This window comes from Streptomyces sp. NPDC048001, from assembly GCF_043203115.1.
GTDB classification, from domain to species: Bacteria; Actinomycetota; Actinomycetes; order Streptomycetales; family Streptomycetaceae; genus Streptomyces; species Streptomyces sanyensis.
This window is the reverse complement of record NZ_JBIDBN010000010.1, coordinates 107,590-132,673: the sequence shown is the minus strand read 5'-3', so window position 1 is coordinate 132,673 and position 25,084 is coordinate 107,590. Positions and strand designations below refer to the sequence as shown.

Genomic DNA, 25,084 nt, shown 5'->3' with positions numbered 1-25,084 from the left:
AAAGCGCGACGTTGGGGCCGTGATCTTCGAGACCTCCCCAGGTAGCTGCTTAAGTCACGGAGCCGCGTATAGATGGTCACACCATGTCGGGCGGATTCAGCAAATCTTCAGCCAACCAATTCCATTTTCCGTCCTCAGCTTGGTCAATCATCGTTTTAACGAACCGCTTTTCTCGTTCCTCGATTTCATCCAAGCTCAGGGGATTCCATTCGAATGGGTCGCTATTGATGGCCCAAAAAGGTCGCCCGAGAAGCTTGTCGTAGCTCAACACGACACGAGAGTACCCTTCATTGGGTGAGTAGGCTGCAAGCTCCTCAAATCCCTCCTCTGAGTCCTTTCCGTATTGACAGGAGGCAACCACCGACCACGGGGAGTTCAGGAAAGAGGTCAGGTGATCGAGTTTTCCTATCTCTCTTTCTGTGAATCCCGAAAAGGTTCGCTTAACCTCTACTGGAATGAATTCTGCGCGTCTCGTGAACAGTAGAACGTCCGCTTCTCCTTCGGGCCGGGCTTGCCCCTTCCGTCGCGCCTCCATGCCAGGGTGGAGGCCGATTAGCCTTCCCTCTCTCCCTGCACCGAAGAGGAGATAGAAGTACCGGGCGACTAGCAAGTGTCCCATCGCGTCTTGTTCATACACTCGCCGTAGTCGTTCAGACAAACGGTACCTGAATTCTACATTAGTCCGATCCCCAAAGGGGGCTGGCATTTCACGCGCGCATCCGCGACAGATAATAGGTGGGGCGAATCCCGCGACCGGTAGCCACTGCTTCGCATCGCAAACATCGCATACCAATTGAAAACCTTTTAGGATAAGGTGTGACTTCTCTGCCCACAGAAGCCATCTTTTGGCAGCCTTGTCGCTGTTTCCGAGTGTTTTCTTGAACTCGTTGAATGTCTTCTCTGGCAGTTCGTCTGTAGTAGGGCCCACCGACTGACTAGGGTCCGCCTCTTGCCCGATATTGCGCAGACGGTTTTTGTACCACCCAAATCCTTGACGCGCCGCCATTTCTTCCAACATCTGGAGCAAAGGGGCATGCGCAAGATTCCCAAGCTCACTGAGGTCGGAAAATCCGGAAAGGAGGACGCGGGCCGCACGGCCAGGTTCTGACTCTTGAAGGTCAAAACCTCTCTCAGACGCTACTGTTCTAGCCATGAGCAAATTACTGGGCCACGCTAGGTTACAGGCTTTCGCACGTTTGGAATGCGAAACACTGACGCTGTAAGTGCCGGCAGAAAATGCAGCGCTAAAAGCAGTGGCTCTTACATCCGGCCCTTCAGGGAAGGGGCTATCTAGCACGCGAACATCTGCATGCATACTTGCCGTGTGAGAGATCACTCCATGCGTGAAAAGACTACGGTGAGCATCGGCCGGCAGCGGAACAAACTGGGTACTTCCTTCGTTCCAGAAAAGTACTTCATTTCGCGAGAGGCTGCCCGGATATCCTAGATGCAGCATCTCCTCGTAACTCGCGATTCCGACCCTCGGTACATCCCCACCGATTAGCTGGCGCAGCTCAGACTTGGATAGGCTGGCGCTTGTTACGTAGAGGCCGTTAACCGCAATACCGTTTCGAGATATCCTGGGCTCGCGCATCAACTGATGAAGACGGTCGGGGGTAACCTCATCTGCAGGGATCCCGATCGGTAGTGGAGCCGAGTCTCCGTTTGCGCCGCGAAGATTCCACAGCAGTGCTACGTCGTGAATGTCATTAGGTGAACAAATCACGACGACATTAGGCCCTGCATCCAACCGAGCAACCCCAGGATCGGGGAGGATGACACTTGTTGTCCTGATGCCAGTACTGCCAGCATTCCCATATCCGAGCCACAGCATGGAGAGTTTTCGTGGCGGTATTACGTCTCGTGAGTTCAAGCGTTGCAAGAGGTCATCCAACGACCCTTTAATGTGAACCCTGTCGACTCGGATAAAGTCTTCGAATGTCAGCTCAGGGATCAAGTTGTGAGAGTGTAGTAGTTCCGGGCTTGGCTTTTCCGGCAAGAGTCCGAGGGATCCTGCGTAGATCATTCTCCATGGATCTCCTGCCTCAAGCTCTACTACTTCAACAGGTCGATATTCGTCCGCCTTTCCGGATTCCAAGAGAGTAAAAGCCAACTGAGGACCGTGAGCTTGCGGTGTCCGGGGAATTGTAACTTTCGCTTCGGGAAGGTGGATCAGGTTGAATGGGTGCAGACCTTCGATACCGTCAATCGCGGAACCGGGGATTATGCGGGCGTAGGCGCTATCAACAGTTCCGTCGGAAGTTACCGGGATTAGGGGTGCGACTGCTCCACCCCAGATTTGGCACTGGTTGCGCACAGCGCTAATAAAGTCTTTCTGAGTGAGTGGAGCCGCCAAAGGCACGGCAGTTCGCTCTGGACGATATGAAATTTGAGCCTCGCTTGTTCCTTCCAGAGGCTCGTCATCGAGCAGGCCCCTCATAGCTCTCCTTTGAAACATGCCAGCGGGTCAGGCTCCGTACCCTACGTTGGCCGCCCTAATACCTGCCCCACAGCGACCAAAGTTGACAGCTGATGTGCGGGCCACGCACGGGGACCGGCCCGAGCCGCCTTGGTGCACGAAGGTGCGGCACTAGGCCGCGACTCCTCAGCGTTAGGGACGAAGGGCTTCCATAACTGCGATCACGGCCGCTGGGTCACCGTCGTACAACAGGTGCGGTTCGTCGGCCTGCGGGGGGACGAACCGCTTGCGGTAGCGCTGTAGGTCGCTCTCTGAGAAGTAGATGGAGTTGGGATCGTTGGCGTGGAACTCGTTGCGCTTGCTGATCCTTGCCCACAGCTCGTCATGGCTGGCTTCGAGGTAGACGAGTACAGGGACCGCCCCGGTCTCGGTGGCGAGCGCTTGCCAACTGGCCCGGTCTTCCGGGGTCCAAAAGCCGTGATCGACTACGACATCGTGCCCAGCTTTGAGCTGCTCCCGGAGGTCGGCCGCCACGTCTTCGAGGACGGGCCGCTCAAGGGTGGGGAAGACGCCTCGGGGGAAGTCGACGCCGTAGACGCCGTGCCTGCGGAACATCTCTTCGTCCGGGCACAGCCGTATGAAACCCCGAGCGGTGAGGGCGCGGGAGAGAGTCGTCTTGCCGGAGCCAGGGAGTCCGGCCATAAGGACACAGAACGGCGGGCGTGGGGGCATCGGTCTCGTCATGGTTCGGGAGATGGCTGCCATCTCCGCTTCGGTTTCGGACGTGATTGTGCCAGCCCTGCGAGCCGCAAGCAGGGCATCTAGGCGGTCTTCGAGCACGCTCACAAGCGTGTCGTCCACGACCGTCACGGGGACACCTCCGATTCTGTGCGCCACGTTCGGCCCGGACCGCCAAGGTCCACGCCGTACTCCACGATGTTGCCCTCTCTGTCCACAAACTTCGCCGTCATCACGACCACTGGGTCCGTCGGCGGGTTGTCGGCGTCCAGCTCCAGGAGTCGCGCGTACTCCGGCGTTAGCAGGCGGGCTGAGGCGGTGTCGATGCGGTGGCTGATCGGTTGGCCGGTCGCCTGGGCGATGAGCTGGAGCGAGGTTCCCCCCGTCAGTCGCTCGCTCGCTGCAAGCTGAGGGATCAGTTTCCCGTACCGCGCGGGAATCCACGACGTGCTGTGAGCGACGATGCCGTGCCGGTCCCTGTACACGCGGCTCCGGCGAATCACGTCTGAGTCAGGCTGAATGTCCAGGGCTTGCGCCACCTCATCGGGCGCGGGCACCACGGCCGCTTGGTGCGAGTCGGACCGCTCGCCTGCCCCCCAGCTAGACCCGGTGCGGCGTCCCCGGTCCTGTCGCTGGGACCCCGACGACATGGGAGCCGGCCGGTCCAGCACTTCAGTCCCGATCCCATGGATGCCACGCACGAGCCCGTCATTGCGCAGCTTGCGCAGGGCTTTCTCCGCTGTCGCGGTGCTCACCTTCCACTCTTCCGACAGGTTCTTGATGCTCGGCAAGAGGGTTCCTGGCTGTAGCTGACCAGACGTAATCAGCTCCGTGTAGTGGGCGGCGATCCTTGCGTATGGCGCCCGATTGTCGGCCTGGCCTGCCATGTTGTCCGCTCCTTGTCGCGAGTTCCCTGAGGTTCCCTAGCCTACCGCTTGACACCGCAGGGAACCCTAGGGAACCTTAGGGATGTGCCCGCCGGTTGGTTCCCCCGACCGGTGGGTGCTGGACCTCAATGCGCTCTCAGTCAGGGGCTGTTCGGGGTCAAGGGGTCCGGGACAGAGCGGGCCGAGGGCGCACCCGACCCTGGTCATTCGGGAGGGCTTAGACCGAAAGGTCACGTCTCCATACGCCTAAAACGGGAGCTCGTGTTCCCGGAGGAGACACCTGCACGACAGCTGCCCACCGCAGCGCTTCTGGGTGCTGCGGCCGGTTGCCTCCGCTGCTCGTCTCGTACGAGCAGCGCTGAGGGGAGCCGGACATTCCGACTTCAACGGCGCGTGCCCCCGGTGCTGGAACACCGGGGGCACTGTTCGGGCCGTTTCACCTGCTAGGGAGACCACGACCCATGGAACACATCGCCACACTTCAGGACGCTGTTACCGCGTTCGCTCCCTGGATGGAGCCGACGGACGCGGAGCTGGACGCGATCGAGCAGGAGATGCCCGTCATCCTGGCGGATGTCGACCTTCTCGACGCGCAGATCATCACCCTTGACCGCACGCCGACGGAGCTGGACCACCAGCGCATCCGCCGGGCCCGCCGTCGGGCGCTCGCCGCCCGTGTGGCGCTGCTCAACCGCACGGCCCGCAGCATGCCGGGCGGTGCCGCATGAGGACGGCGAAGCTGACCCGTGTACAGATCGGGGTGCTGGCTGCCGCGTTCGTGCCGATGCTCGCCACGGGCGTGTTCGGCGGGATCGGCACGTACAGCAACATCGGCCACTCCTACGGCAAGGGCACTGCGCTGGGAGCTCTCGCCGCCGGTGAGGGAGCCACCGCCGTCCTCGCCCTGGTCCTGCTTGGGCTGACCATGCTGGGCCAGTCCTCTCCGCGCATCGTCCGGCTCGGTCTGTGGGCCCTGCCGGCCGCCGCCGCTGCCATGGGGGCGATGGCCGCACCCGATGCGGGCCGCACAGTCATCTACGCCTTGACGCCGATGGGGATGTCCGTCTCGGCCGAGGGCATGGCGTTCCTGGCCCGCAGGATCGTCGTCCACACCGACGGCCGCGACGCGGAGAACGAGCGGCGCACGGCCGATCTAGTGCAGGCCCTCGCCTACCACCGGGCCCGCGCCACTCAGCACCCGAGCGATCGGGTCAGGAAGTGGTCGGAGCGCAAGTCGTGGCGGCTGGCCCGCAGGGTCGGTGTCGGCGATGTGGCGCTCGGATCGAGGCTGCTGGACGTCCAGCGCGATCGAGTCACGGCCGGTGCGGACGCCGCACTCGCCGCGATGTTCGGCGGCACCACCCCCGCCATCGCACTCGATCCCGCACCGACCGTAAATGCGGAGGAATCAACCGAGACTGTCACGAAACGGTCTACGGCTGAGCTGCGGGAATCGACGCCGAACCCGACCGTGACGCTGACCCGGCTGACCGTGCCGGAACCCGTTGCGGTCGACCTTGGCAAGTCGATTACCCCGCTCAAGCCCACCCCTGCCATCACCGCCCCGATCGAGCCGGCGCGCCGTGCTGTTGGTGCTGAGTCGACCAGGCCGCGGCGGGCGACTGGTCGACTCCCCGAGGCGGCCCGATCGCCCCGACCCAAGCGCACGGCCGACGAGCTGCTGGCCGAGGCGCGCAAGGCGACGGCCGATTGGCCGGACGCCCGGCTGACGGCCGAGGGCATCCGCCGGCAGGTGCGTACCTCCCCGGCGAACGCCCGCACCCTGCGCGACACCCTGCGCGCCGAACGCGGCCTCCAGGCCGCGTGATGGCCACGCTGCCGGTCTACCGGTGGCGACTCGCCCCCGACGGCTACGCCACCCGCCGCCAACTCCGAGCCCAAGGGCTACGCCCCGGCGGTCAGGACGTCGCGGCACAGCTGGAGCGGCCCCGCCGTCGGCGGGGTCCGCTGGTTGCCTACCTGTACCGCGTCGACCGCGCCAAGCCCGTGCGGCCGATGACGGCGGCCCGGTGGGCGGCCTTGGCCAAGGCGAACGCGGCGCGCCGTCGCTGTCCCGTCTGCCGGCGTGATGCCGGATACGTCATCCCTGCCTCGCTCGGCACCTGCACGCCGTGTGCCTTTCCCGACCCTGACGGGTCCGAACGGAGTCACTGACATGGGCAACTCCGAGATCCGCCGTCTCGACCGTGAGATCGAGAAGACCAGGAAGAAGCTGGAGGCCGTGCGCAGGGGCGAGTGGTGGCCCCTGACCGCCCGCGAACGCCTCGCCATGAGCCGCGCGCTCGCCTCCGGGGCCCGCAGCGCCCACCGGGACCGCAGCACGACCGGCGCGGAGAACCGCATGGACTCCCTCGGCTCGTCCGTAGAGATGCGCCTGACCGCCGAGCTGACCGCGCTGCACGGCGAGCGTCAGCGGCTGATCACCGAGGCCGCGCGCGCCAAGGCCGCACGCAAGTCGTCCCGCTGGTTCTGACCAGCCCTTCCGGCACCGGGGTGGCCGCTCTTTCCACGGACCCGGCCACCCCGGCTCTCTCCCTCACTCCCGCCCCACGAAGGGGCAGTCAGGAGACACCCCAGCATGTCCGAGAACGTCGTTCACCTCCACAAGAACACCGACCCGCCCGCCGATCCGGCGGCCGTGACGACTCTGACCGTGGTTCCGGACGCGTCCCCGGCGCGGCCCGTGCCGCTGTGGGTCCGCTCCGGCCGCGCGGTGAAGACGGCCGTCACGCACGAGAGGACCAGGGCAGCGGCGCGAGCGGCGGCCCGGCACACGTCCTACACGTTCAACGGCGGGCGGATCGTGGCCCGCCGGGCGTGGGACGGCCGTACCGGAGCCCGCTACGAGCGGATGATCCGCGCGGCGGAAGCCGCGGGGAACCTCGAAGCGGCCGAAGAGTGGGAGGAGCGCCTGCAGCGGTTCCGTGCCTCCCGTCACCACCGCCGCATGGACCTCCTGCACTCCCCGGTGGAGGCTGCCAAGGGTGTCGCCGTCGGCGCCGGCATGAGCATCGGTGTACTAGTCGGCCTCGGCGTCGTCCTGGCCATCAGCACCGGGCAGGCCACCGACGTCATCACGCCCCTGTCGGCCACCATCGAGTTCATCGCCCTGCTCATCCGCATCGTGCAGATCGTGTGGGGCCCGGCCCTCACCATTGGCCCGTTCCTCGCCCTGCTCGCCCTATGGGCCGTCGGCCGCAAGCAACAAGCCGCACCCCAGTGGGCCCTGCCCGCCAACGTGCGGTCCGGCGAGGGGGAGCCGATCACCCCGTCCATCGTGGTCAAGGCCCTGCGCGACCTGGGCATCCCCGCCCTTCGCAGTGCCATCAAGGACATGGGCGACGCCGGCGCCTCAATGCTCGGACCGATCACCATCGCCGGATGCGGCGTCGAAGTCGACGTCACCCTGCCCTCCGGGGTGTCCACGAATGAGGTGCAGAACAAGCGCCGCAAGCTCGCCGAGAACCTGACCCGCCACGAACACGAAGTGTTCATCACCATCCCCCAGGCCGCCCGCACGGTCCGCCTGTGGATCGCCGACTCCGGGGCCCTGGACGAGCCGATCGGCCCGTCCCCGCTGGTCACCGACGACACCATGACCGCCAACTACAAGACCGGTAAGGCGCCGTGGGGCCAGGACCTGCGCGGGGATGCCGCAGCCCTGTCGCTGTATCAGCGGCACCTCCTCATCACGGGTCTGTCGAACCAGGGCAAGACCGTGGCCCTGCGCTCCCTGGCGCTGTGGCTGTCGCTGGATCGGTCGGTGCAGTTCCTCATGGGCGACCTCAAGGGCGTGGGCGACTGGGCCATGTTCGACGGCCTCGCCAGCACGCTCATCCAGGGGCCGACCGATGAGCACGTCATCCAGGTGACCGAGATGGTCGAAGGCGCCGTGGACGAGATGAACCGCCGCATCCAGGCCCCGCCCGGCACGGTGTTCCCGCCGCTCATCGTGCTCGTGGATGAAGCACAGGTCGCCTTCATGTGCCCGGCCAAGGACCAGGACAAGCGCCCCTACGGCGGGTCCAAGGCCAACTCCCGGTACTTCATGGCTGTCCGCAAGATCCACAACCAGGGGCGCGCGGTGAACGTGCTGATGTGGCAGGGCACCCAGGACCCGACCAACGAGAACCTGCCCAAGCTGGTCCGCGAGGGCGCCCACACGCGGGCCTCGCTCGCCCTGGGCACGGAGTCGCAGGCCCGTATGGCGCTGGGGGACAAGGCCGTCGACGGCGGCGCCGCCCCCAACCTGCTGCGCCCCGGCCTGGACAAGGGAACCCTGGTCGTCGCCTCCGACGGCATCACCATCCCGGCCGGCCAGTCGTCCATCACCGTGCGCACGCACTACATCGATGACGACGCGGCCACCGCGATCACCGACCGGGCCAAGGCCCTGCGCGATGGCGTCACCACCCTGCACGCCATCGAACGCGGCGAAGAGCGTGACCCGCTCGCCGACATCGCCTCCGTGGTCGGCACGGCGTCGCGGGTGCTCACCCAGGACGTCCTCAAGCGGCTCGCCGCACTGAACGCGGACGCGTACGGCAAGTGGTCGTTCATCGACCTCAAGCGCGTCCTCGACGGCACCGGAGCCGAGCCCTACAAGTCCGACGGCCGCATGGTCGTCGGCCGCGACCGGCTCACCCGCGCCCTCGCCAACCGCGACACCGACGGTTCCGCTTCCGCCGACGGATGACAGGGACCCGACCCCGCCCGGGTCAGGGAGGCAGGGAGAACTCCCTGAACCCCTCCCTGACCCGCCTCCCTGCCCCTGACCTGCGCAAATGATCGTTCAGGGAGGCAGGGAGGCACCCCAGGTCAGACCCCTGAAACCCCCCTCCACAGCGCACCCCCAAGGGGGTGCTTCCGCCTCCCTGAACCACTCCGCGAAGGGATTCCGCATGTACTCCGAGCACACCCCGCACGCGCCCATCCTGCGGGCCGTGGAGGTCCACCACCCGACCCCGCTACCGCCCGCCGTCGCGACGCCGGCACCGGTCATCCCGATGCAGCCGGGCACAGTCCCGGCGGTGGCGAGCGTCGTCCTGCCGGACGGCCGCGTCGTCACCGGCTACAGCCTCAGCCCCCTGCAGCCCGAACCCCTCGCAGCCAAGCCGCCCGTTTCCCGCGCGGCGGTGAACGTCGCCCTCGGAGGCGTCGGGTTCCTCGCCGTGTGCGGCGGACTACTGCTGCTCACCACGTTCATCGCGGCTCTGACCGCTCTGATCACCCAGCTCATCATCCTCGCCGCCGTCATCTTCGGCGGCTGGATCGCCGTGCAGATCTTCAGCACCAGCGGCCGCGGGGGCGGCACCACTGTGAACATTCGCAAGGCCACGTTCAAGCGCAACCACTTCCGCATCTAGTCGGACGTGCAGCCCGCGGCGTCTACGGCTGGTTGTAGGCGAGCGGCCATCCGACGAACCCGCCGCCTTCCGTCTGGTAGACCAGCTCCACGTACTCCTCGCCGAGGAGATCCTTCAAATCCTCGCTCGGCTCGCTTGGCAGCAACACGACAACCCGGAGCACCTTCTGCCCGGGGATGTGGCGGCGGTAGTCGGCCAACTGGCCGATGGCCATGCGAATGTTGGCCCGCGTCGTCTGCCCCTTCGCCTCATACAGCGCATGGTCCGTCGCGTCGTACAGGTCGGGAATCAACGCCCCGGGCTCACCCTTGATAGTGATCTGGAAGCTGTGGGTTTCATGGCCCGCCGCGGCCAGATGCGCCGCGAACGCCTTGACCAACTCGCCCTCGCGGCGCAGGACCTTGCGTTGTGCGGCAGGAATGTCCGCGACCGTCTCCGTGGTGGCGTGCTGCTCGGTCTTCTTGACCTTGGCTCCGCTTTGCTGCGGCAGCACCACCGGGGCCGGCACCGTCACCACCGGTTCAGTGATTTCGACGTCAGTGCGGGTCGCAGCCGGCATACGGTCCGCCTCAGTCCATGCCGGCGTCGTTCCCTCGGCCGGCCGGAACCGGAACACCAACACATTGCGCATCACGTTGTCCCTGCCGGGCCCGCGACGTACCTCGTAGGGATTGATGGGGTCCAACACCATCTGCCCGATGTAGCGCTGCCGCATCGCCCCGCTGCCGGGAACCTTTCCGTGCGCGACGAACAGATGGATCTCACGGTCCTTCTCCGCCGCGGTCAGCAGTGACCCGTTACGCCCCGACGGCTTCTGATCGCCCTTGGCGCCGGCCCCGGTGTACAGGTACAGCGGCCCGAACTCGTCGTCCTCGGCGCGGCCATCGAAGGTGTAGCCGTACTCCTCGCCCGCGGACGGGTCGGAGTACACGAACACCTTGCCCGCTTCATCGGCCGGCTCGATGCCCTGGAACGTGCCACAGCCGTAGGCCGCCGCGATCGCATCACGCGTCGTCACCATGCCCGGCACAAGATCAACGGTCGTCGTCATGCCGCGACCTTAACCACCCCCACTGACACCCTGCGCCCCTTTGCTCCGGCGCAGGACCAAGGGCGGTCCCCGCATCTCGCCAAAGAACCGGGACCGCCCTCGCCCAACCAGCCCACTACAGACCTGTTGGAGGTCTTCCAGCATGACGCAACCCACCACCTTCCCGCGAGCCTTAGCGGCGGGAGCTCCCGCCGCGGGCGGGCTGCGGTTCTACCTGACCACCCACAAGCGGCACTGGATCAAGCTCACCGACGTGCCGCTGTTCCTGAAGTCCGAGCACTTCGCTGCCGCCGCGAAGCTGTACCCGGCCCGCGGCCGGTACGCAGTCGACTCCGGCGGCTTCACCGAGCTACAACGTCACGGCCGCTGGACCCGCAGCCCGCGCCAGTACGTGGAAGACCTGCGCCGCATCTGGGAACACGTCGGCCCCTACGACTGGGCCGCCGGGCAGGACTGGATGTGCGAAGACCTCATCATCCACGGCGGCACCGCCGGCCCGCTCACGTTCGTCGGGACCAAGTTGAGCGTGCCAGAGCACCAGCGGCGCACCGTGCACAACTTCCTGGACCTGCGCTCCCTCGCCCCAACCCTGCGGATCATCCCGACCCTGCAGGGCCGCACCGTGGACGAGTACCACGCGTGCGCGGACCTGTACGAGAGCTACGGCGTCGACCTGCGCCAAGAGCCCACGGTCGGGCTCGGTTCTGTGTGCCGCCTGCAGTCCACCAAGCAAGGGGCAGCGATCGTCACCGCGATGGCGGCCCGCGGCTACCGCCTGCACGGCTTCGGAATCAAGACCCTCGGCCTGGAACGCGTCGGGCACCTCCTCGCCTCCGCGGACTCCGCAGCCTGGAGCTCCCACGCCCGATGGCGCCCGGCGCTGCCCGGCCACACTCACAAGAACTGCGCCAACTGCATCGACTACGCCCTCAACTGGCGCCGCCGCGTCCTGGCCGCCATCCCCACCCACCAGCAGACGCTACTGACCGACGGGAGCGCGGCATGAGCAAGACGCCCAACCCCCTGCTGCACACCGCCGTGAGTCTCGCCGCGTCCGACGTGCCCGTACTTCCCCTTCGCCGCGGCAAGGTGCCGTTCGGCAACTGCCCCACCTGCATCGGCAACGCGTGCGGCGGCCGGCCGAACATGAAGACCCCGGGGCCGTGCCAGTGCCCCGGCGTCTGCCACGCATGGGCCGCCGCCACCACCGACACGGCCGTCCTCACCTCCCCGGCCTGGGAGACCGCATGGCGGCAGGCTGTCGCCGTCGCCTACCACCCCGGCGGCGCCGGACTGACCGTGGTCGACCTGGACGATGCGGACGCCATCACCTGGGCCCGCGCCACACTGCCCGCCACGCTCACCGTGCCGACGACGCGCGGTGAGCACTGGATCTACCGGGGCACCATGACCTCGCACAACGCGGTCCGGCCCGGTGTCGACATCAAGTCGACCATGTCCTACGCCCGCTACCTGGGCCCCGGCACCGGCCGTCTGGCCGACCTGCCCGACGCGGTTCGCGCACTGGCCGTGAAACAGCCACCCGCCTTCCGCCCGGCGCCCCGGGCCGTGTCGGTGCTCGCGCCGTCCGGTGGCGTGCGGTGCCCGCACCGCACGCCCGTCTTCCTGGAACGCGGGATCACCATGGCAGAGCAGCGCATCACCGCCGCCCGCAGCGCGGTCCACGCCACGGTCTACGGGGCGTTCCTCGCGGTGCTGTCCACGCACGGCCGGTGCGGCTGCCTCACCGACACCCACGTCAACCGGCTGTTCACCGCCGCGCAGGCCAAGGGCGAGACCCCCCGGCACTGCACCGACGCGTGGACTAATGCCCGCACCACGTTGGGACTGTGACGTGTCCGACGACGAGAAGAACCCCGCCCGGCAGGTCATCACCGAATACGCACAGGCGCACTTCCGGTACTTCCGCACCGTCGACGGAACCGTGTACGCGCAGCGCACCGGCCACCCCGTGGCCCGCCCCATTCGCTCCCAGGGCACGACCGGGAGCCACCGGCAGGAACTCATGGTCGGCCTCTTCCGTGACGGGGTCGGCGTCTTCAACGGAACAGCTCTCAAGGAGGCGTTGGACTTGATCGAGGCACTCGCCCTCACCGAGCAGGTGCAGCCCACCCACATCCGCGTGGCCCCTGGATTCGACGGGGCCACGTGGCTCGACCTCGGCCGCGACGACGGCCGGTCCGTGCGCATCCACCCCACCGGCTGGGACATCCGCATCCCCGACCCCGAGGAGGTGTGCTGGCGGCGCACCCAGCTCACCGGGGAGCTCCCCGTTCCCGCCAAGGACACCAACGGCAAGGGCATCGACCTGCTGATGCGGCTGTGCAACTTCGCCGACGCCAAGACCGAGGCCCTGGCCCTCGCATGGCTCATCGGCTGCCTGGAGCCGTCCGTGCCCGTCCCCGCCCCGTTCCTGACCGGCCCGCAGGGCGCCGGCAAGTCCACCGGCGGGCGGATGCTCGTGCGGATCATCGAAGGCATGACCGGCGACCTGCGCCGGGCACCCAAGGACGAAGAGAACATGATCACGGCGGTTGCGGCCGGGTGGATCACCGCCCTGGACAACCTCTCCCACCTGCCCCCGGACCTGTCCGACCTCATGTGCTGCGTCATCACCGGGGCCGAGAGCATCAAGCGCGCGCTGTTCACCGACGGCGACGTCGTCCGCTCCCGCTACCGCCGCCCGATGCTGCTGACCGGCATCGACGTCGGCGTCATCCGCCCTGACCTCGCCGAACGACTCCTCACCCTGCGCCTGGAACGCCCCCGCGTGCGGCGCACCGAAGCGGAGCTGTGGGCCGAGTACGCCGAGATCCTGCCCGTCGTCCTCGGCTCCCTGCTCGACCTGACCGTCAAGGTCCGCGCAGCGCAGGCCGAGACCCCTACCGATCTGCGCATGGCTGACTTCGCCCACCTGTGCGCGCAGCTCGACGCGGCCACCGGCTTCGGGACGCTGGAGGCGTACCGGGCCAGCCTGGACGACCTCAACGACGACGTCATTGAGGGCGATCTTCTGGCGCAGACGGTCCTCAAGCGCGCCGAGGAACTGGCCCCGGGCGAGGACGTGCGGATGACGTCGGCGGAGTGGCTGCACGCCCTCAGCACCCTCTACAGCGGCGAGGAATGCCGCCCCTTGCCCAAGGGCTGGCCCACCACCGGCAAGGTGCTTTCCGACCGGCTCAGGCGCATCCAGCCCACCCTGGCCGCACGGGGCGTCCTGGTCGACTGGGGCCGCACCAGCGCCGCCCGCTACATCGAGATCACCCGCCAGGCCCCGCCCCCGCCGCCCGAGCAGCAGCCCGCGTTCTGACCGCACGCCCGGCGGACAGGTGGAAAAGCAAGAGGAGCACGCGGCGGCGCAGGGTGCTCCTCTTGCTGTTCGGCGGCGACAGCCGCCCTGCGCAGGTCGCGCCGCGAAGCGGCCCGTTCTTCAAGCTCTGAGCGGACGTAAAGACCTACAGACTCCACCCCTTTCTTTTTCCTAAGTAGGGAAGGTCTGCGTCACTGCGTCACCACGAGCCCGACAGACGGCCGCTCACCTGCGACGACACCCAGTGACGCAGACAGCGAATCCTGCGTCATCCCCCGTCATCAACGTCACCCCGTGACGAGCGCCCGCGTCATAGGTGACGCAGAGCCCACACCACTGCGTCACCGGAAACCGCAGGTCAGGCGCCTGATTGACGCACGTGACGCGATGACGCAGAAATCCCCGCTTCGGACAGCAGAGACGACCCAGCCCCCAGGAGATCTCGCGTGAGCATCGCCATGCCCCCGACCCCTCAAGCGCTCAAGGTCCCCGAGGTCATGACCGCCTTACGCCTCAGCCGCAGCAAGGTCTACGACCTGATCCGTTCCAAAGAACTCCAGAGCTACACGTCCGGCCGAGCCCGCCGCATCCCGGTGGAGGCCGTCAACGAGTACATGCAGAACCGACTTGAGGAGAACGCAGCCTGATGGCACCCCGTAAGAGGAACCCGAACGGTGCCGGCAGTATCTGGCAGCGCAAGGACGGACGCTTTGAGGCGCGCGTCTACGTGCCCCAGCCCGACGGCACCCGCAAGCGCAAGACCGTTTACGGCTCCACCTGGGAGGAGTGCGACACCAAGCGTCAAGAGCTGGTGCGACGGGACCGCCAAGGCATCCCGACGCCCACCCGCTCCGCGAAGCTCTCCGAGTGGCTGCCGTACTGGCTCGCGCACTACGTACAGCCGCGACGGAAGCTCAGCACGTACGACAAGTACGAGACGCACGTTCGGCTCTACCTCGCGCCCTTGCTCGGTACCAAGCGGCTGGAGTCGCTGAGTGTCGCCGACGTGCGGCGCTTCATCACGCGCGTGCAGACCACTCACACGGCCGCCACTGCCAAGGAAGCGCACCGCGTGCTTCGTACTGCGCTCACGGCGGCCGTAAGGGAGGAACTGATCACGCGGAACGTTGCCTCGCTGGTGGAGCCACCGCGCGTCAAGCAGCGGGAGATTCGACCCTGGTCCCTGGAGGAGACGTTGACCTTCCTGGAAGCGGCTAGGAAGGACCCGCTGTACGCCGCATTCGTCCTGGCCGTCGCCATGGGGCTGCGACGCGGTGAACTCGTGGGCTTGCGCTGGTCCGATGTGGACCTGGACAACCGGGTACTTCACGTCCGCCACCAAACCCAGCGCCGCAGGGGAGAGTTGTACGACGACGACCCCAAGAGCCGTCGCAGCCGGGTGGTGCCGATGCCTGCGCTGTGCCTTGCTCCGCTCCGCTGGCATCGGCTGCGGCAGCGCGAGGCGTTCGAACGGACGGGCGTCGCCTGGTCGGAGAGTGGCTACGTCTTCGCCACGAGGAACGGGCGGCCGGTCGAGCCCCGGAACGTCTACCGATCCTTCACCAGGGTGGCCGGTGACGCTGGGCTGCGAGTGGTCCGGCTGCACGACGCTCGGCACGGCACCGCCACGCTGTTGACGGCTGCCGGCGTCGCTCCCCGCGTCATCATGGAGATCCTGGGACATAGCCAGATCAGCATCACGATGGACGTGTACACACACGTCGTGCAGGACACGCAGCGGGAAGCGATCAGCCACATGGACCGGCTGCTCAAGCGACGGCGACCGGCCGCCTGAAAGGCGACTGCCGTCAATCGGTGCCGTCAAACGGCCCCGGACCATGATCGGTCCGGGGCCTTTTGGCTGGTGCCCCCGGCAGGATTCGAACCTGCGACACCCGCTTTAGGAGAGCGGTGCTCTATCCCCTGAGCTACGAAGGCCGGGGCCCGTGGGTGCCGGGAAGAGCCGTGGGGATCTTCGGCGGCGAAACGGGGCCCGTGGTCAGGCGGTGGGGTGGCGGTCTGCCCGGGATGCCCCGGGCGGGTACCGCCGGGATCACCGGCCGACCGACTGACAGCGTAGCGGATGCGGTGTGCCGGCACGGAGCGAGTTGCCCGCCGATGTCCGGAGGCGGTGCCCCCGCTGCGCAGAAGCTGGCCGAAGATTGCCGGGACTCGGCAGTGATGCATGACACAGGGATGTGAAAAAATCGTCGTATGGGCAGCCGTTCGGCGACTGGGACGGGGTGACGACGGACATGGGCTGGTTTCTCGGTCTCGGTATCGCCGGTCTGGTGGTGCTTCTGCTGTCGCTGGTCTTCGACGGGCTCCTGGAGGGCGCCTTCGACAGCCTGTCGGGGGGCCTGGACGGTTTTCTGTCACTGCCCGTGATCGCCGGCTTCGTGTCCATGCTGGGTTTCGCCGGGGCGATCGTGCTCGGGGCGACCGGCCTCGGTGCGGGGGCGGCCACCGCGGTGGGCGTGGCCGCCGGTGCCGGAGCGGGGTGGCTGACCTGGCGGCTCAGCCGCGCGCTGATGCGCGACGGCGACGCCGGGACGCCGCGCGGGACCGACTTGGTCGGCAGCGCCGGCACCGTGGTCACCGGGATTCCCGCCGACGGGTACGGCGAGGTGCTGGTCCATCTCGCCGGCCAGCCCGTGAAGCTCTCGGCGCGCAGCTCCACGCCGGTCGCCCGTGGCAGCGAGGTGTGGGTGGAGGCCGTGCTCACCGCCACGTCCGTCTCCGTCCGCGCCGTGGAGCGGTGAGACCAGGCCCGCCCCGCTTCCGATCTGCACTCTCCGTCAGCACCGATAGGGGAATCGCATGAGCCCGGTACTCATCGCAGTGGTGGGAGTCGTCGTACTCCTGGTCCTGCTCGCCCTCGTCGTCATCACGCGTTACAAGGTCGCCGGCCCGAGCGAGGCGTTCATCGTCACCGGGCGGCGCGGGAAGACCTCGACCGATCCGCAGACGGGACGGGTGTTCACCGACAACAGCGGCCAGAAGGTCGTGGTCGGCGGCGGGGTCTTCGTCGTCCCGTTCGTCCAGCAGCGGTTCTCCCTGGACCTGTCCAGCCGGCACATCCCGGTCGCCGTGCGCGGTGCCGTGACGCTGCGGGGGGTCAAGGCCCATCTCGAAGGCGTGGCCATCGTCAAGGTGGGCGGCACGGAGGACTCGATCCGCGCCGCGGCGCAGCGCTTCCTGATGCAGCAGAACGGCATCGTCGGGTTCACCCAGGAGGTGCTGTCCGGTGCGCTGCGCTCCATCGTGGGCCGGATGTCGGTGGAGGACATCATCCGCGACCGGGCCGCGTTCGCCGGGCAGGTCGCAGAGGAGGCCGAGGCGAGCCTGTCGGGGCAGGGCCTCGTGCTGGACGCCTTCCAGATCCAGGACATCACCACGGAGGGCTCCTACCTGGAGGATCTGGGCCGTCCCGAGGCCGCCCGGGCCCGGCAGGAGGCGGACATCGCCGAGGCCGTCGCGCGCCGCGCGTCGGAGCAGGCGCGGCTGAAGGCCGAGGAGGAGATCGCGATCGCCGAGCGGACCTTCGCCCTGAAGCAGGCGGAGATCAAGGCGGAGACGGACGAGGCGGCGGCCCGGGCCGCCGCGGCCGGGCCGCTCGCCGAGGCGGACCGCCGCCAGGAGATCCTCAGCCAGCAGGAGAAGGTGGCGGTACGGCAGGCCGCCCTGACCGACCGCGAGCTCGACACCAAGATCCGCAAGCCCGCGGACGCCGCCCGCTACCAGGCGGAGCAGGAGGCGGAGGCGCGCAGGGTCGCGCAGGTCAAGGAGGCCGAGGCGGACGCCCAGCGTTCCCGGTTGACGGGTGAGGGCGAGAAGGACCACCGTGCCGCGCTCGCCGACGCCGTGCGCATCGAGGGCGAGGCGCACGCCGCCGCGATCGCCGCACGGGGATCGGCCGAGGCCGAGGCCATGCGCAAGAAGGCGGACGCCTTCGCCCAGTACGGCGACGCCGCCGTGCTGCAGATGCTGGTGGAGGTGCTTCCGCAGGTGGTCGCCAAGGCGGCGGAGCCGCTGACGGCCGTGGACAAGATGACGGTGATCTCCACCGACGGCGCGGGCAAGCTGCCGCGCGCCGTGGCCGACAACGTCGCCCAGGGCCTGGAGCTGCTGGGCTCCACCACCGGTGTGGACCTGGCGGAACTCCTTCAGGGCATCACCCGCAGGGCATCGGAGCACCCCTCCCCGGCGGGCGGGCCGACCGCAGCGGCGGGTGGTGCGCCGGAGGCGGACGGCGTGATCGAGGTCCGGGACGACACCTCCTCCTGACACGGGGCCGCCACCGCGAGCGGTGGCGCCGGGCGGGCCGTCCGGGGCGGTCCGCCCGGCGCGGCGGTGTGGAGGGGCGTGCGGGGGAGGGCGCCGCGGTGCCGGGGCAAGCGGTGGCGGGGGATGCGGTGCCGGGGCGTGTCAGTGGCATGGGCATGCTGAATGCCTGGGTCCCGGCCCGGGCGAGCGCCCCCCGCCCCGCGAGCATGCGTCCCGCGGCGGCCTCCCTCCGGCGCGGGGGTGACCGGGCCGCCGCTCCTGTGAAACGATCATGCGCGCCGTGGCCGGTGGCCCCGGCCGCGGCGCGACCCGGCACCCCGTCGACCCGAGCCGGTCCCGGTGCGCCCTCGCGAGTCCGGCACCACGCACCACCGGCACCACCACGCACCACGGACCACGCACCACGGGACGCGGGCCACCGGGCGCGAACCCGGTCCGCGTGCCCGCAGTACCCGCACGGTGGCGCCGGTGACGGCCCCGTCGCCGCCCACCGACCGGCCGTCGTGACACCGCCCCAGGGGGAGCAGGCATGATCAGATCCGCACGCCCGCAGCCGCACGCGGACGGAGTCCCGGTCGAGCACATGATCGTCTGCGGCGACGACGGCCTCGCGCACCGGCTCGCCGACGAACTGCGCGACGTGTACCAGGAGTCCGTCACCCTGGTCGTCCCCGAACCGCGCAGCGTCGGCGGGCTCGGACCGGACCCGTCCGGGACGCGCCGCTCGGCGCGGCTGCTGGGGCGCTTCGGGGCGGCCGTCACGCGGTCCGCATCCGATCCGCGGGTGGTCGTCGGCCCGGCCGCGCCCCCGGACGGCGACGCCGTCCCGGACACCATCGGCCGCGGGCTGGTGCCTCCCGTGCGCGAACTGACCGCCGCCGACCCCTCCGAGGCGGTGCTCCACGAGGCGGGCGTGGACGCCGCCGCCGCGCTCGCCCTCGTCTACGAGGACGACGAGACCAACATCCGTGCCGCGCTCGCCGCCCGGCGGCTCAATCCCGGTCTGCGGCTGGTGGTCCGGCTCTACAACCGCAAGCTCGGCCAGCATCTGGAGGAGCTGCTCGACCAGGCCGCCCTCGTCGCCCGCCCGGGCATGGACCCGGCCTCGCTCGACGCGTCCACGACCGTGCTTTCCGACGCGGACACGACCGCTCCCTCGCTCGCGGCCACCGCCGTCACGGGCACCGGCAAGGTGGTCCGGGCGGACGGTCTGCTGCTGCGCGCCGTGGAGCGTCCCCCGGCCGGGGACGGAGAGCCGCCCGCGGACCGGGGCATCGCCACGCTCGCCCTGCTCTCGTCCACCACCACCGACCCGGCGGGCGAGGAGGGCTCGGACCGCAGCGGCGGCCGGGCGCCCGACCTGCTCCCCGACGAGGAGACCGTGCGCGCCTCCCAGGGGCGCGGCACGGTGGTGCTGGAGACCGTCACGCGCCAGGACCCGGTGCGCCCGCCGCGGCGCAGGGCGGGCCGCTGGGCACCGCTGAGCGCCTTCTTCTCCGCCCGTCTGCGCTGGGCGCTGGCGGGGGTGCTGACCGCGGTGGTGGTGCTCACGCTGGTGGCCTGGGCGCTCGACGACGAGCCGCTGGTCCACGCCGTCTATCTGACGCTGCTGGACCTGATCGCGATCGGGGACCCGGCGCACGGCGAGGACGTCACCCGGCAGCTGCTCCAACTCCTCACCAGCCTGGTCGGGTTGGCGCTGCTACCGCTGCTGGTGGCGGGCGTCCTGGAGGCGCTGGGCACCTTCCGCGGCGCGAACGCCACCCTGCGTCCCCTGCGGGGGCTGTCCGGGCACGTAGTCCTGCTGGGACTGGGCAAGATCGGCACCAGGGTCCTCGCCAGTCTGCGGGAGCTGGGCATCCCGGTGGTGTGCATCGAGGAGGACCCGGAGGCGCGGGGCATCCCGCTGGCCCGCAGCCTGCGGGTCCCGGTGGTCATGGGCGACGTCACCCAGGAGGGGGTCCTGGAGACCGCCAAGGTGCACCGGGCGCGCGCCCTGCTCGCGCTCACCAGCGAGGACACCACCAACCTGGAGGCGGCCCTGTACGCCCGGTCCGTCAAGCCCGACCTGCGGGTCGCCCTGCGGCTCTACGACGACGACTTCGCCACGGCCGTCTACCGGACCCTGCGGGCCGCCCACCCGGAGGCGCTGACCCGCAGCAGGAGCGTGTCCCACCTCGCCGCGCCGGCGTTCGCCGGGGCGATGATGGGGCGCCAGATCCTGGGCGCGATCCCGGTGGAGCGACGGGTGCTGCTCTTCGCGGCGGTGCCCGTGGCGGGCAATCCGCAGTTCGAGGGCCGCACCGTCGGCGAGGCCTTCCGGCCCGGCGTCTGGCGCGTCCTGGCCCTGGACACGGCCGACCCGGGCGCCCGCCGCCCCGACCTGGCGACGGCGCGCCGCGCGGGCGACGGGCCCCGCCTGCTGTGGGACCTCCACCCGGGTCAGGTGCTGCGGCCCGAGGACCGCGTCGTCATCGCGGCCACCCGGCGCGGGGTGGCCGAGCTGCTGGGGCGCCGCACCCGCACCCGGACGCACCTCTGACCGAGCGGTGCCGTACCGCGGGAGCCCCTGGTCGCGGGCGGTCGCACCGTCCGGGGCCGGGCCCGCGCGGCCACCGGTCCGCGCTGGCCGGGGACCGCCTTGACCGGTGCCGGGGCCGCGCATAGCGTCGCCGAGTACCGAGTACCGAGCGAGTGCGGGGAGAGACGGCCGATGGCCCGTGCCGAGAGCGCCGAGCAGGTGGCCGCCCGGCTCACCGCCCCCGGCGCGCCCTTCGCCGTCGTACGGGCCGAGGACGGCACCCCCTGCTACGCCTCGGGGCCGCGGACCCTGCGGGAGTTCGCGGAGACCACCTGGGCCTACGCGGACCGGCCGTTCCTGATCTCGGAGAGCGGCACCCTCGGCTACGGGGACTTCTTCGCCGCGGCGAGCGCCCTCGCGCGCCGGTTCGCGGACGACTACGGGCTGGCCCCGGGCGACCGGGCCGCGATCGTGATGCGCAACCACCCGGAGTGGCAGGTCGCCTTCTGGGCCGCCCAGCTCGCCGGACTGGTCGCCGTGCCGCTCAACGCCTGGTGGACACCGACCGAGCTGGCGTACGCGCTGGACGACTGCACACCGCGCGTCCTGCTCGTCGACGGCGAGCGGCTGCCCGCGGTGGAGTCCTGGCGGAAGCGCAGCGGTGCCCGCTGCCTCGTCGTCCACGCCTCCGCCGACGCGCTGCCGGAGGGGGTGGAGCGCTACGAGGACCTCGGCGCGCCCGATCCGTCCGCGGCGCCCCCGGACGTGGACGTACCGCCCGAGGCGGACGCCACGATCTTCTACACCTCGGGGACCACGGGCCGTCCCAGGGGCGCGGTGGCGACCCACCTCGCCCAGGCGGGGGCCGCCGTGCACCCCCGCTTCCACGCGGCCGCCTCCGCCCTCGGCCGGGGCCTGCTCCCGGGGCAGGGCGCCGACCCGGTCGCGCTGATGACCTTCCCGTTCTTCCATGTGGCCGCCTTCACCACGGTCTACGCCATGATGGGCACCGGCGGTGCGGTGGTGCTGATGCGCAAGTGGGACGCCGAGGGCGCGCTCGAACTCATCGCCCGGCACCGGGTCACCCACTACTCGGGGGTGCCGACGACCGCCGTGCAGCTGCTGGAGGCCGCCGAGCGGACGGGCGCGGACCTCGCGACGGTCACCAACCTCGGCACCGGCGGCGCCCCGCCCCCGCCCGGCCTGGTCGCCCGGCTCACCGCGGCGTACGGCCGCCGGATCGAACCGCGCAACGGGTACGGGCTCACCGAGACCAGCGGAGGCGTGCTCGCCGCCTTCGGCGACGCCTACCGGGAGGACCCCGCCTGCGTGGGCCTGCCCGCCCCGGCGATCGACGTGCGCATCGCCGGGCCGGGAGGAGCGGCGGTGCCCGCGGGGCAGGCGGGCGAGCTGTGGCTGCGGGGGCAGGGGGTCGTCCGCGGGTACTGGCACGACGAGCGGGCGACCGCCGAGGCCTTCCGCGAGGGCTGGTTCATGACGGGGGACGTCGCGGTGCTCACCGAGGGGGGCGTGCGGATCGTCGACCGGGTCAAGGACGTGATCCTGCGCGGGGGCGAGAACGTGTACTGCGGGGAGGTCGAGCGGGAACTGCTCGGGCACCCGGACGTCGCCGAGTGCGCCGTGCTCGGTGTGCCGCACGCGCACCTGGGCGAGGAGGTCGCGGCCGTCGTCCGGCTGCGACCCGGCGCGACCGCCGGGCCCGCGGAGCTGAGGCGGCACGCGGCCCGCGCCCTCGCCGCCTACAAGGTGCCGGCCCGGGTGGTGCTGGCGGACGGGCCGCTGCCGCGCAACGCGACCGGCAAGGTCCTCAAGCGGAGGCTGCGCGGGGAGCTGCACCCGGAGGGGCCCCGGCCCGGTGCGCCCGGTGCGGATGCCGGGGAGGGCGGTCCCGGCGGGGCGGACGTCACGAGCGGGTGACCCGCACCCGGTAGGCGTCCCCGTCCTCCTCCGCGACGACGGAGATGGACAGGCCGTGCCTCCTGTCGCCGAAGCTCTGGCCCGGGCGGTAGGTGGCGTCGGACAACTCGGCGTGCACATTGGGGCTGCGGGTGCAGCCGCCGCTGCCGCGCGCGCTGTCCGCGACCGCGATGGGCCCCTGCCCGGTGTCGACGCCGGAGGCGACCCGGTAGATCAGCACGCCGGGACGGCACACGGCCTCGTCGTTGCCCGCGCGCGTGCGGACCTCGATCGCGTAGCCGGAGTCCTCGGTCAGCGGGACGATCGCGAGCTTGGGGCCGCCCGGTTCGGCGAGCGGGGTGAGCAGGTACTCGACGGTGCCCGGTGCGGAAGCGCAGCGGACCTGCTCGTTGTCCAGCCAGCCCAGCTTCCACTTGTGCCAGCCCAGGAAGTCGTTGTTGGCGCCCCAGTCCTCCGACATGATGTCCCAGTGGCCGACGGCGCCGCCGCCCTCCGCCGTGTAGAGGTCGGGAAGGCCGAAGACATGGCCGTTCTCGTGCGGCAGCACTCGGTAGCCGGTCTCCTCGTAGGAGCCCGAGCCGTCGTCCTGGCGGCTGTAGACGAACGAGGTGTTGGCCAGCGGCACCCCGTCCGCGTGCGGTGCCTCGTCGTTGCCGGAGAAGGTCACGGACAGCACGGTGTCCAGGGCCGACGGGCCCGCGTTGGGGGTGACGAGCACGTTGACGAGGTCGTAGGCGGCGAAGTCCACCACCGGGTCGGCGACCTCGACCAGGTCCTCGACGAGCTCCCGGTAGCCCGGCTCGTAGGGGGATCCGCGTTCTATCCCGTACGCGGTGAAGGGCTTCGGCATCCGCAGCCACTCGTCCACCGGGGCGTGCGGGCGGTAGTCCAGCCGTCCGTAGGAGCTGGTGGTGAACCACTCGGAGGTCTGGGGAAAGAACTCGGCGAGCCGGTCGAGCGCCGGGCCCTCGCCCTCGGCGTCGGGAAAGTCGATCATCAGGTTGAGCGCGCTGACCTCGCCGGTGGAAGGGGTGTAGCCGGGCGGGGTGGGCATCCCCTCCGACATCTGGACCCCGAGCACCGCCGGAAGACGGCAGGGACCGAGCCCCGGTGCGTCGGGGGCGGCCACCGGCCCCGAGGCGGGGGAGGGGGCGGGCAGGGTGGCGCTCGCCGTCGTGAGCGCCGCGAGCCCGAACGCGGCGGTCGCGGCGGCCGCGCCGAAGCGTCTGCTCCGCAGGGACCTGCGGCCGCTCCCCGCGCGTATCCGCTGGTGAGGCTGCTGCATGCGCGCACCTTCGGCTCCGCGGCAGCAGGCCGGCCCTCGCTGCGCTCTGCGGTCAGCCTGCGCTCGGCGGGGTGCGGGCCGCTCGCCGGAATGGGCTGTTCGAGGGGTCTTTCCGCAGGTGGGATTGGTCGGCCGCCGAGGCGGTGCGCCGGGTGACACAGGTCACACCGCGGGCGGGAAATATCCGGGGACCCATTCCCCGTTTGGCATGGTGCCCGCCGAAACGGGGAGGGCATCCCCGCTTCGTCGAGGGCGCCCCTCCCGGGCAGGCCGCGCCCGGCTCCCGGGCGGCGACCGAGGCAGTACCGCACCGAACCGCACACGATGGACCCGTGAACCGGCCGAGGGCCGCAGGACGGGGCGCCCGCGCCCCGACCGGGTCGGCAGCCCGACCGGAAGGACAGTGAGAACATGAGCGCCGCAGCCGCCGAGGCGTCCCGCAGCACCCGCACCCCGCGCCCGAGGGCTGACGCCCTGCGCAACCGCGAGCGGATCGTCTCGGCCGCCCGGGAGATGTTCGTCGAGCACGGGCCCCAGGTCCCGCTCGACGAGATCGCCCGGCGCGCCGGCGTCGGCAACGCCACGCTCTACCGCCACTTCCCCGAGCGGAGCGACCTCGTGCGCGAGGTCGTCGTCTCGGTGATGTCCCGCACCACCGAGCAGGCCGGATCCGCGGCCGCCTCGGAGGCGGACCCCTTCGCCGCCCTGCGGCGCTTCGTGCACGCCGCCGCCGACGAGCGCATCGGCGCCCTGTGCCCGATGCTCTCCGGCGCCTTCGACGCCGACCACCCGGATCTGCATGCCGGGCGCGGGGAGCTGGAGGCCGCCGTGCAGGGGCTGGTGGAGCGGGCGCAGCAGGCCGGCAGGATGCGGTCCGACGTCGCGGTCGGCGACCTGATGGTGGCGCTCTCGCAGCTCACCCGCCCGCTGCCCGGTACCGCCTGCCCGAACATGGACCGCTTCGTCCACCGCCATCTGCAGCTCTTCGTGGACGGGCTGGAGGCACCGGCCCGCTCCGAGCTCCCGGGGTCCGCCGCGACCCTCGGCGACCTGCGGAGCGAGCCGTGAGCGACCGCCCGGGCCGCCGCGGGCCGGACCGTACGGGACCCGGCCGCCGGCTTCCGGCCGTGCGCGCTCTCCCGACCGCCCCGCCCCGGCCCGGGGCGCCCCGCGCCGTGGCCTGACGCCCGCCGGACCACCCGGCACCCGCCCCGCCCGCTCCCGCTCCCGCTCCCGTTCC

General features: G+C 70.0%; 21 protein-coding genes and 1 tRNA gene. 16 read left to right on the top strand and 6 right to left on the bottom strand.

Translation table 11 applies throughout. The features are described from left to right. Positions 1-76: 76 nt before the first annotated feature. The 3 genes from ACGF15_RS19960 to ACGF15_RS19950 all read right to left on the bottom strand — a co-directional run bounded on the left by ACGF15_RS19960 (position 77) and on the right by ACGF15_RS19950 (position 4,044). Positions 77-1,957, bottom strand: coding sequence for a hypothetical protein (locus ACGF15_RS19960; protein ID WP_392800578.1), 1,881 nt, complete (start codon positions 1,955-1,957; stop codon positions 77-79). A gap of 654 nt (positions 1,958-2,611) precedes the next feature. Next, a complete protein-coding gene (locus ACGF15_RS19955; RefSeq protein ID WP_392800575.1) occupies positions 2,612-3,289 on the bottom strand; it encodes an AAA family ATPase in 678 nt (225 codons plus the stop codon). Beyond that, complete coding sequence (locus ACGF15_RS19950; RefSeq protein ID WP_345616003.1) at positions 3,286-4,044, bottom strand: GntR family transcriptional regulator; 759 nt, start codon at positions 4,042-4,044, stop codon at positions 3,286-3,288. The genes ACGF15_RS19955 and ACGF15_RS19950 overlap by 4 nt, the downstream gene beginning before the upstream one ends. Positions 4,045-4,505: 461 nt before the next feature. On the opposite strand from ACGF15_RS19950, the gene ACGF15_RS19945 reads away from it, so the two are divergent. The 6 genes from ACGF15_RS19945 to ACGF15_RS19920 all read left to right on the top strand — a co-directional run bounded on the left by ACGF15_RS19945 (position 4,506) and on the right by ACGF15_RS19920 (position 9,431). Then, a complete protein-coding gene (locus tag ACGF15_RS19945) occupies positions 4,506-4,772 on the top strand; it encodes a DUF6284 family protein (protein ID WP_345616002.1) in 267 nt (88 codons plus the stop codon). Beyond that, positions 4,769-5,872: a conjugal transfer protein gene (locus tag ACGF15_RS19940; RefSeq protein WP_392800571.1), complete on the top strand. Its 1,104-nt coding sequence runs from the start codon at positions 4,769-4,771 to the stop codon at positions 5,870-5,872. Before ACGF15_RS19945 ends, ACGF15_RS19940 begins: the two co-directional genes overlap by 4 nt. Next, positions 5,872-6,219 carry an RRQRL motif-containing zinc-binding protein gene (locus ACGF15_RS19935; protein WP_392800568.1) on the top strand — a complete coding sequence of 116 codons (348 nt, stop codon included), beginning with the start codon at positions 5,872-5,874 and terminating at the stop codon, positions 6,217-6,219. The genes ACGF15_RS19940 and ACGF15_RS19935 overlap by 1 nt, the downstream gene beginning before the upstream one ends. 1 nt (position 6,220) lies before the next feature. After that, on the top strand, positions 6,221-6,538 hold the full coding sequence (locus tag ACGF15_RS19930) for a hypothetical protein (RefSeq protein WP_392800565.1): 318 nt from the start codon (positions 6,221-6,223) through the stop codon (positions 6,536-6,538). A 105-nt stretch (positions 6,539-6,643) separates the two neighbouring features. After that, positions 6,644-8,761, top strand: a complete 2,118-nt coding sequence (locus ACGF15_RS19925; RefSeq protein ID WP_392800562.1) for an FtsK/SpoIIIE domain-containing protein — start codon at positions 6,644-6,646, stop codon at positions 8,759-8,761. Between the two features lie 205 nt (positions 8,762-8,966). Further along, complete coding sequence (locus ACGF15_RS19920) at positions 8,967-9,431, top strand: hypothetical protein (protein ID WP_392800560.1); 465 nt, start codon at positions 8,967-8,969, stop codon at positions 9,429-9,431. A gap of 22 nt (positions 9,432-9,453) precedes the next feature. Here the strand turns inward: ACGF15_RS19920 and ACGF15_RS19915 are convergent, their stop codons facing one another. Beyond that, entirely contained in the window at positions 9,454-10,482 is a 1,029-nt protein-coding gene (locus ACGF15_RS19915) for a hypothetical protein (protein ID WP_392800557.1), read from the bottom strand. A gap of 142 nt (positions 10,483-10,624) precedes the next feature. Here ACGF15_RS19915 and ACGF15_RS19910 point away from each other — a divergent pair, with 142 nt between their 5' ends. The 5 genes from ACGF15_RS19910 to ACGF15_RS19890 all read left to right on the top strand — a co-directional run bounded on the left by ACGF15_RS19910 (position 10,625) and on the right by ACGF15_RS19890 (position 15,608). After that, positions 10,625-11,488, top strand: a complete 864-nt coding sequence (locus ACGF15_RS19910; protein ID WP_392800554.1) for a hypothetical protein — start codon at positions 10,625-10,627, stop codon at positions 11,486-11,488. Next, positions 11,485-12,336 carry a bifunctional DNA primase/polymerase gene (locus ACGF15_RS19905; RefSeq protein ID WP_392800551.1) on the top strand — a complete coding sequence of 284 codons (852 nt, stop codon included), beginning with the start codon at positions 11,485-11,487 and terminating at the stop codon, positions 12,334-12,336. Before ACGF15_RS19910 ends, ACGF15_RS19905 begins: the two co-directional genes overlap by 4 nt. Before the next feature lies 1 nt (position 12,337). Beyond that, complete coding sequence (locus ACGF15_RS19900; protein WP_392800548.1) at positions 12,338-13,813, top strand: ATP-binding protein; 1,476 nt, start codon at positions 12,338-12,340, stop codon at positions 13,811-13,813. A gap of 458 nt (positions 13,814-14,271) precedes the next feature. Beyond that, positions 14,272-14,460, top strand: a complete 189-nt coding sequence (locus ACGF15_RS19895; protein WP_392800888.1) for a helix-turn-helix domain-containing protein — start codon at positions 14,272-14,274, stop codon at positions 14,458-14,460. Next, complete coding sequence (locus ACGF15_RS19890) at positions 14,460-15,608, top strand: tyrosine-type recombinase/integrase (RefSeq protein ID WP_392800545.1); 1,149 nt, start codon at positions 14,460-14,462, stop codon at positions 15,606-15,608. The genes ACGF15_RS19895 and ACGF15_RS19890 overlap by 1 nt, the downstream gene beginning before the upstream one ends. A 67-nt stretch (positions 15,609-15,675) precedes the next feature. Here the strand turns inward: ACGF15_RS19890 and ACGF15_RS19885 are convergent. Continuing rightward, positions 15,676-15,751 (bottom strand) — tRNA-Arg (locus tag ACGF15_RS19885). 317 nt (positions 15,752-16,068) lie between these two features. On the opposite strand from ACGF15_RS19885, the gene ACGF15_RS19880 reads away from it, so the two are divergent. From ACGF15_RS19880 to ACGF15_RS19865, 4 genes are all read left to right on the top strand, one after another. Beyond that, a complete protein-coding gene (locus ACGF15_RS19880) occupies positions 16,069-16,575 on the top strand; it encodes a hypothetical protein (protein WP_345615992.1) in 507 nt (168 codons plus the stop codon). A gap of 58 nt (positions 16,576-16,633) precedes the next feature. After that, on the top strand, positions 16,634-18,100 hold the full coding sequence (locus ACGF15_RS19875) for an SPFH domain-containing protein (protein ID WP_362611571.1): 1,467 nt from the start codon (positions 16,634-16,636) through the stop codon (positions 18,098-18,100). A gap of 529 nt (positions 18,101-18,629) precedes the next feature. Next, entirely contained in the window at positions 18,630-20,642 is a 2,013-nt protein-coding gene (locus ACGF15_RS19870) for an NAD-binding protein (RefSeq protein WP_345615990.1), read from the top strand. A gap of 171 nt (positions 20,643-20,813) precedes the next feature. Next, on the top strand, positions 20,814-22,559 hold the full coding sequence (locus ACGF15_RS19865) for a class I adenylate-forming enzyme family protein (protein ID WP_392800540.1): 1,746 nt from the start codon (positions 20,814-20,816) through the stop codon (positions 22,557-22,559). Here the strand turns inward: ACGF15_RS19865 and ACGF15_RS19860 are convergent. Continuing rightward, positions 22,546-23,844, bottom strand: a complete 1,299-nt coding sequence (locus ACGF15_RS19860; protein WP_392800537.1) for a M6 family metalloprotease domain-containing protein — start codon at positions 23,842-23,844, stop codon at positions 22,546-22,548. The genes ACGF15_RS19865 and ACGF15_RS19860 overlap by 14 nt on opposite strands. Before the next feature lie 411 nt (positions 23,845-24,255). On the opposite strand from ACGF15_RS19860, the gene ACGF15_RS19855 reads away from it, so the two are divergent. Continuing rightward, complete coding sequence (locus ACGF15_RS19855) at positions 24,256-24,912, top strand: TetR/AcrR family transcriptional regulator (protein ID WP_345615987.1); 657 nt, start codon at positions 24,256-24,258, stop codon at positions 24,910-24,912. The last annotated feature ends 172 nt before the right edge of the window (positions 24,913-25,084 follow it).

Coding starts and splice junctions, on each gene's coding strand:
- ACGF15_RS19950 (WP_345616003.1), bottom strand. CDS start 4,044: ATGGCAGGCCAGGCCGACAATCGGGCGCCATACGCAAGGATCGCCGCC.
- ACGF15_RS19945 (WP_345616002.1), top strand. CDS start 4,506: ATGGAACACATCGCCACACTTCAGGACGCTGTTACCGCGTTCGCTCCC.
- ACGF15_RS19940 (WP_392800571.1), top strand. CDS start 4,769: ATGAGGACGGCGAAGCTGACCCGTGTACAGATCGGGGTGCTGGCTGCC.
- ACGF15_RS19935 (WP_392800568.1), top strand. CDS start 5,872: ATGGCCACGCTGCCGGTCTACCGGTGGCGACTCGCCCCCGACGGCTAC.
- ACGF15_RS19930 (WP_392800565.1), top strand. CDS start 6,221: ATGGGCAACTCCGAGATCCGCCGTCTCGACCGTGAGATCGAGAAGACC.
- ACGF15_RS19925 (WP_392800562.1), top strand. CDS start 6,644: ATGTCCGAGAACGTCGTTCACCTCCACAAGAACACCGACCCGCCCGCC.
- ACGF15_RS19920 (WP_392800560.1), top strand. CDS start 8,967: ATGTACTCCGAGCACACCCCGCACGCGCCCATCCTGCGGGCCGTGGAG.
- ACGF15_RS19915 (WP_392800557.1), bottom strand. CDS start 10,482: ATGACGACGACCGTTGATCTTGTGCCGGGCATGGTGACGACGCGTGAT.
- ACGF15_RS19910 (WP_392800554.1), top strand. CDS start 10,625: ATGACGCAACCCACCACCTTCCCGCGAGCCTTAGCGGCGGGAGCTCCC.
- ACGF15_RS19905 (WP_392800551.1), top strand. CDS start 11,485: ATGAGCAAGACGCCCAACCCCCTGCTGCACACCGCCGTGAGTCTCGCC.
- ACGF15_RS19895 (WP_392800888.1), top strand. CDS start 14,272: ATGCCCCCGACCCCTCAAGCGCTCAAGGTCCCCGAGGTCATGACCGCC.
- ACGF15_RS19890 (WP_392800545.1), top strand. CDS start 14,460: ATGGCACCCCGTAAGAGGAACCCGAACGGTGCCGGCAGTATCTGGCAG.
- ACGF15_RS19880 (WP_345615992.1), top strand. CDS start 16,069: ATGGGCTGGTTTCTCGGTCTCGGTATCGCCGGTCTGGTGGTGCTTCTG.
- ACGF15_RS19875 (WP_362611571.1), top strand. CDS start 16,634: ATGAGCCCGGTACTCATCGCAGTGGTGGGAGTCGTCGTACTCCTGGTC.
- ACGF15_RS19870 (WP_345615990.1), top strand. CDS start 18,630: ATGATCAGATCCGCACGCCCGCAGCCGCACGCGGACGGAGTCCCGGTC.
- ACGF15_RS19865 (WP_392800540.1), top strand. CDS start 20,814: ATGGCCCGTGCCGAGAGCGCCGAGCAGGTGGCCGCCCGGCTCACCGCC.
- ACGF15_RS19860 (WP_392800537.1), bottom strand. CDS start 23,844: ATGCAGCAGCCTCACCAGCGGATACGCGCGGGGAGCGGCCGCAGGTCC.
- ACGF15_RS19855 (WP_345615987.1), top strand. CDS start 24,256: ATGAGCGCCGCAGCCGCCGAGGCGTCCCGCAGCACCCGCACCCCGCGC.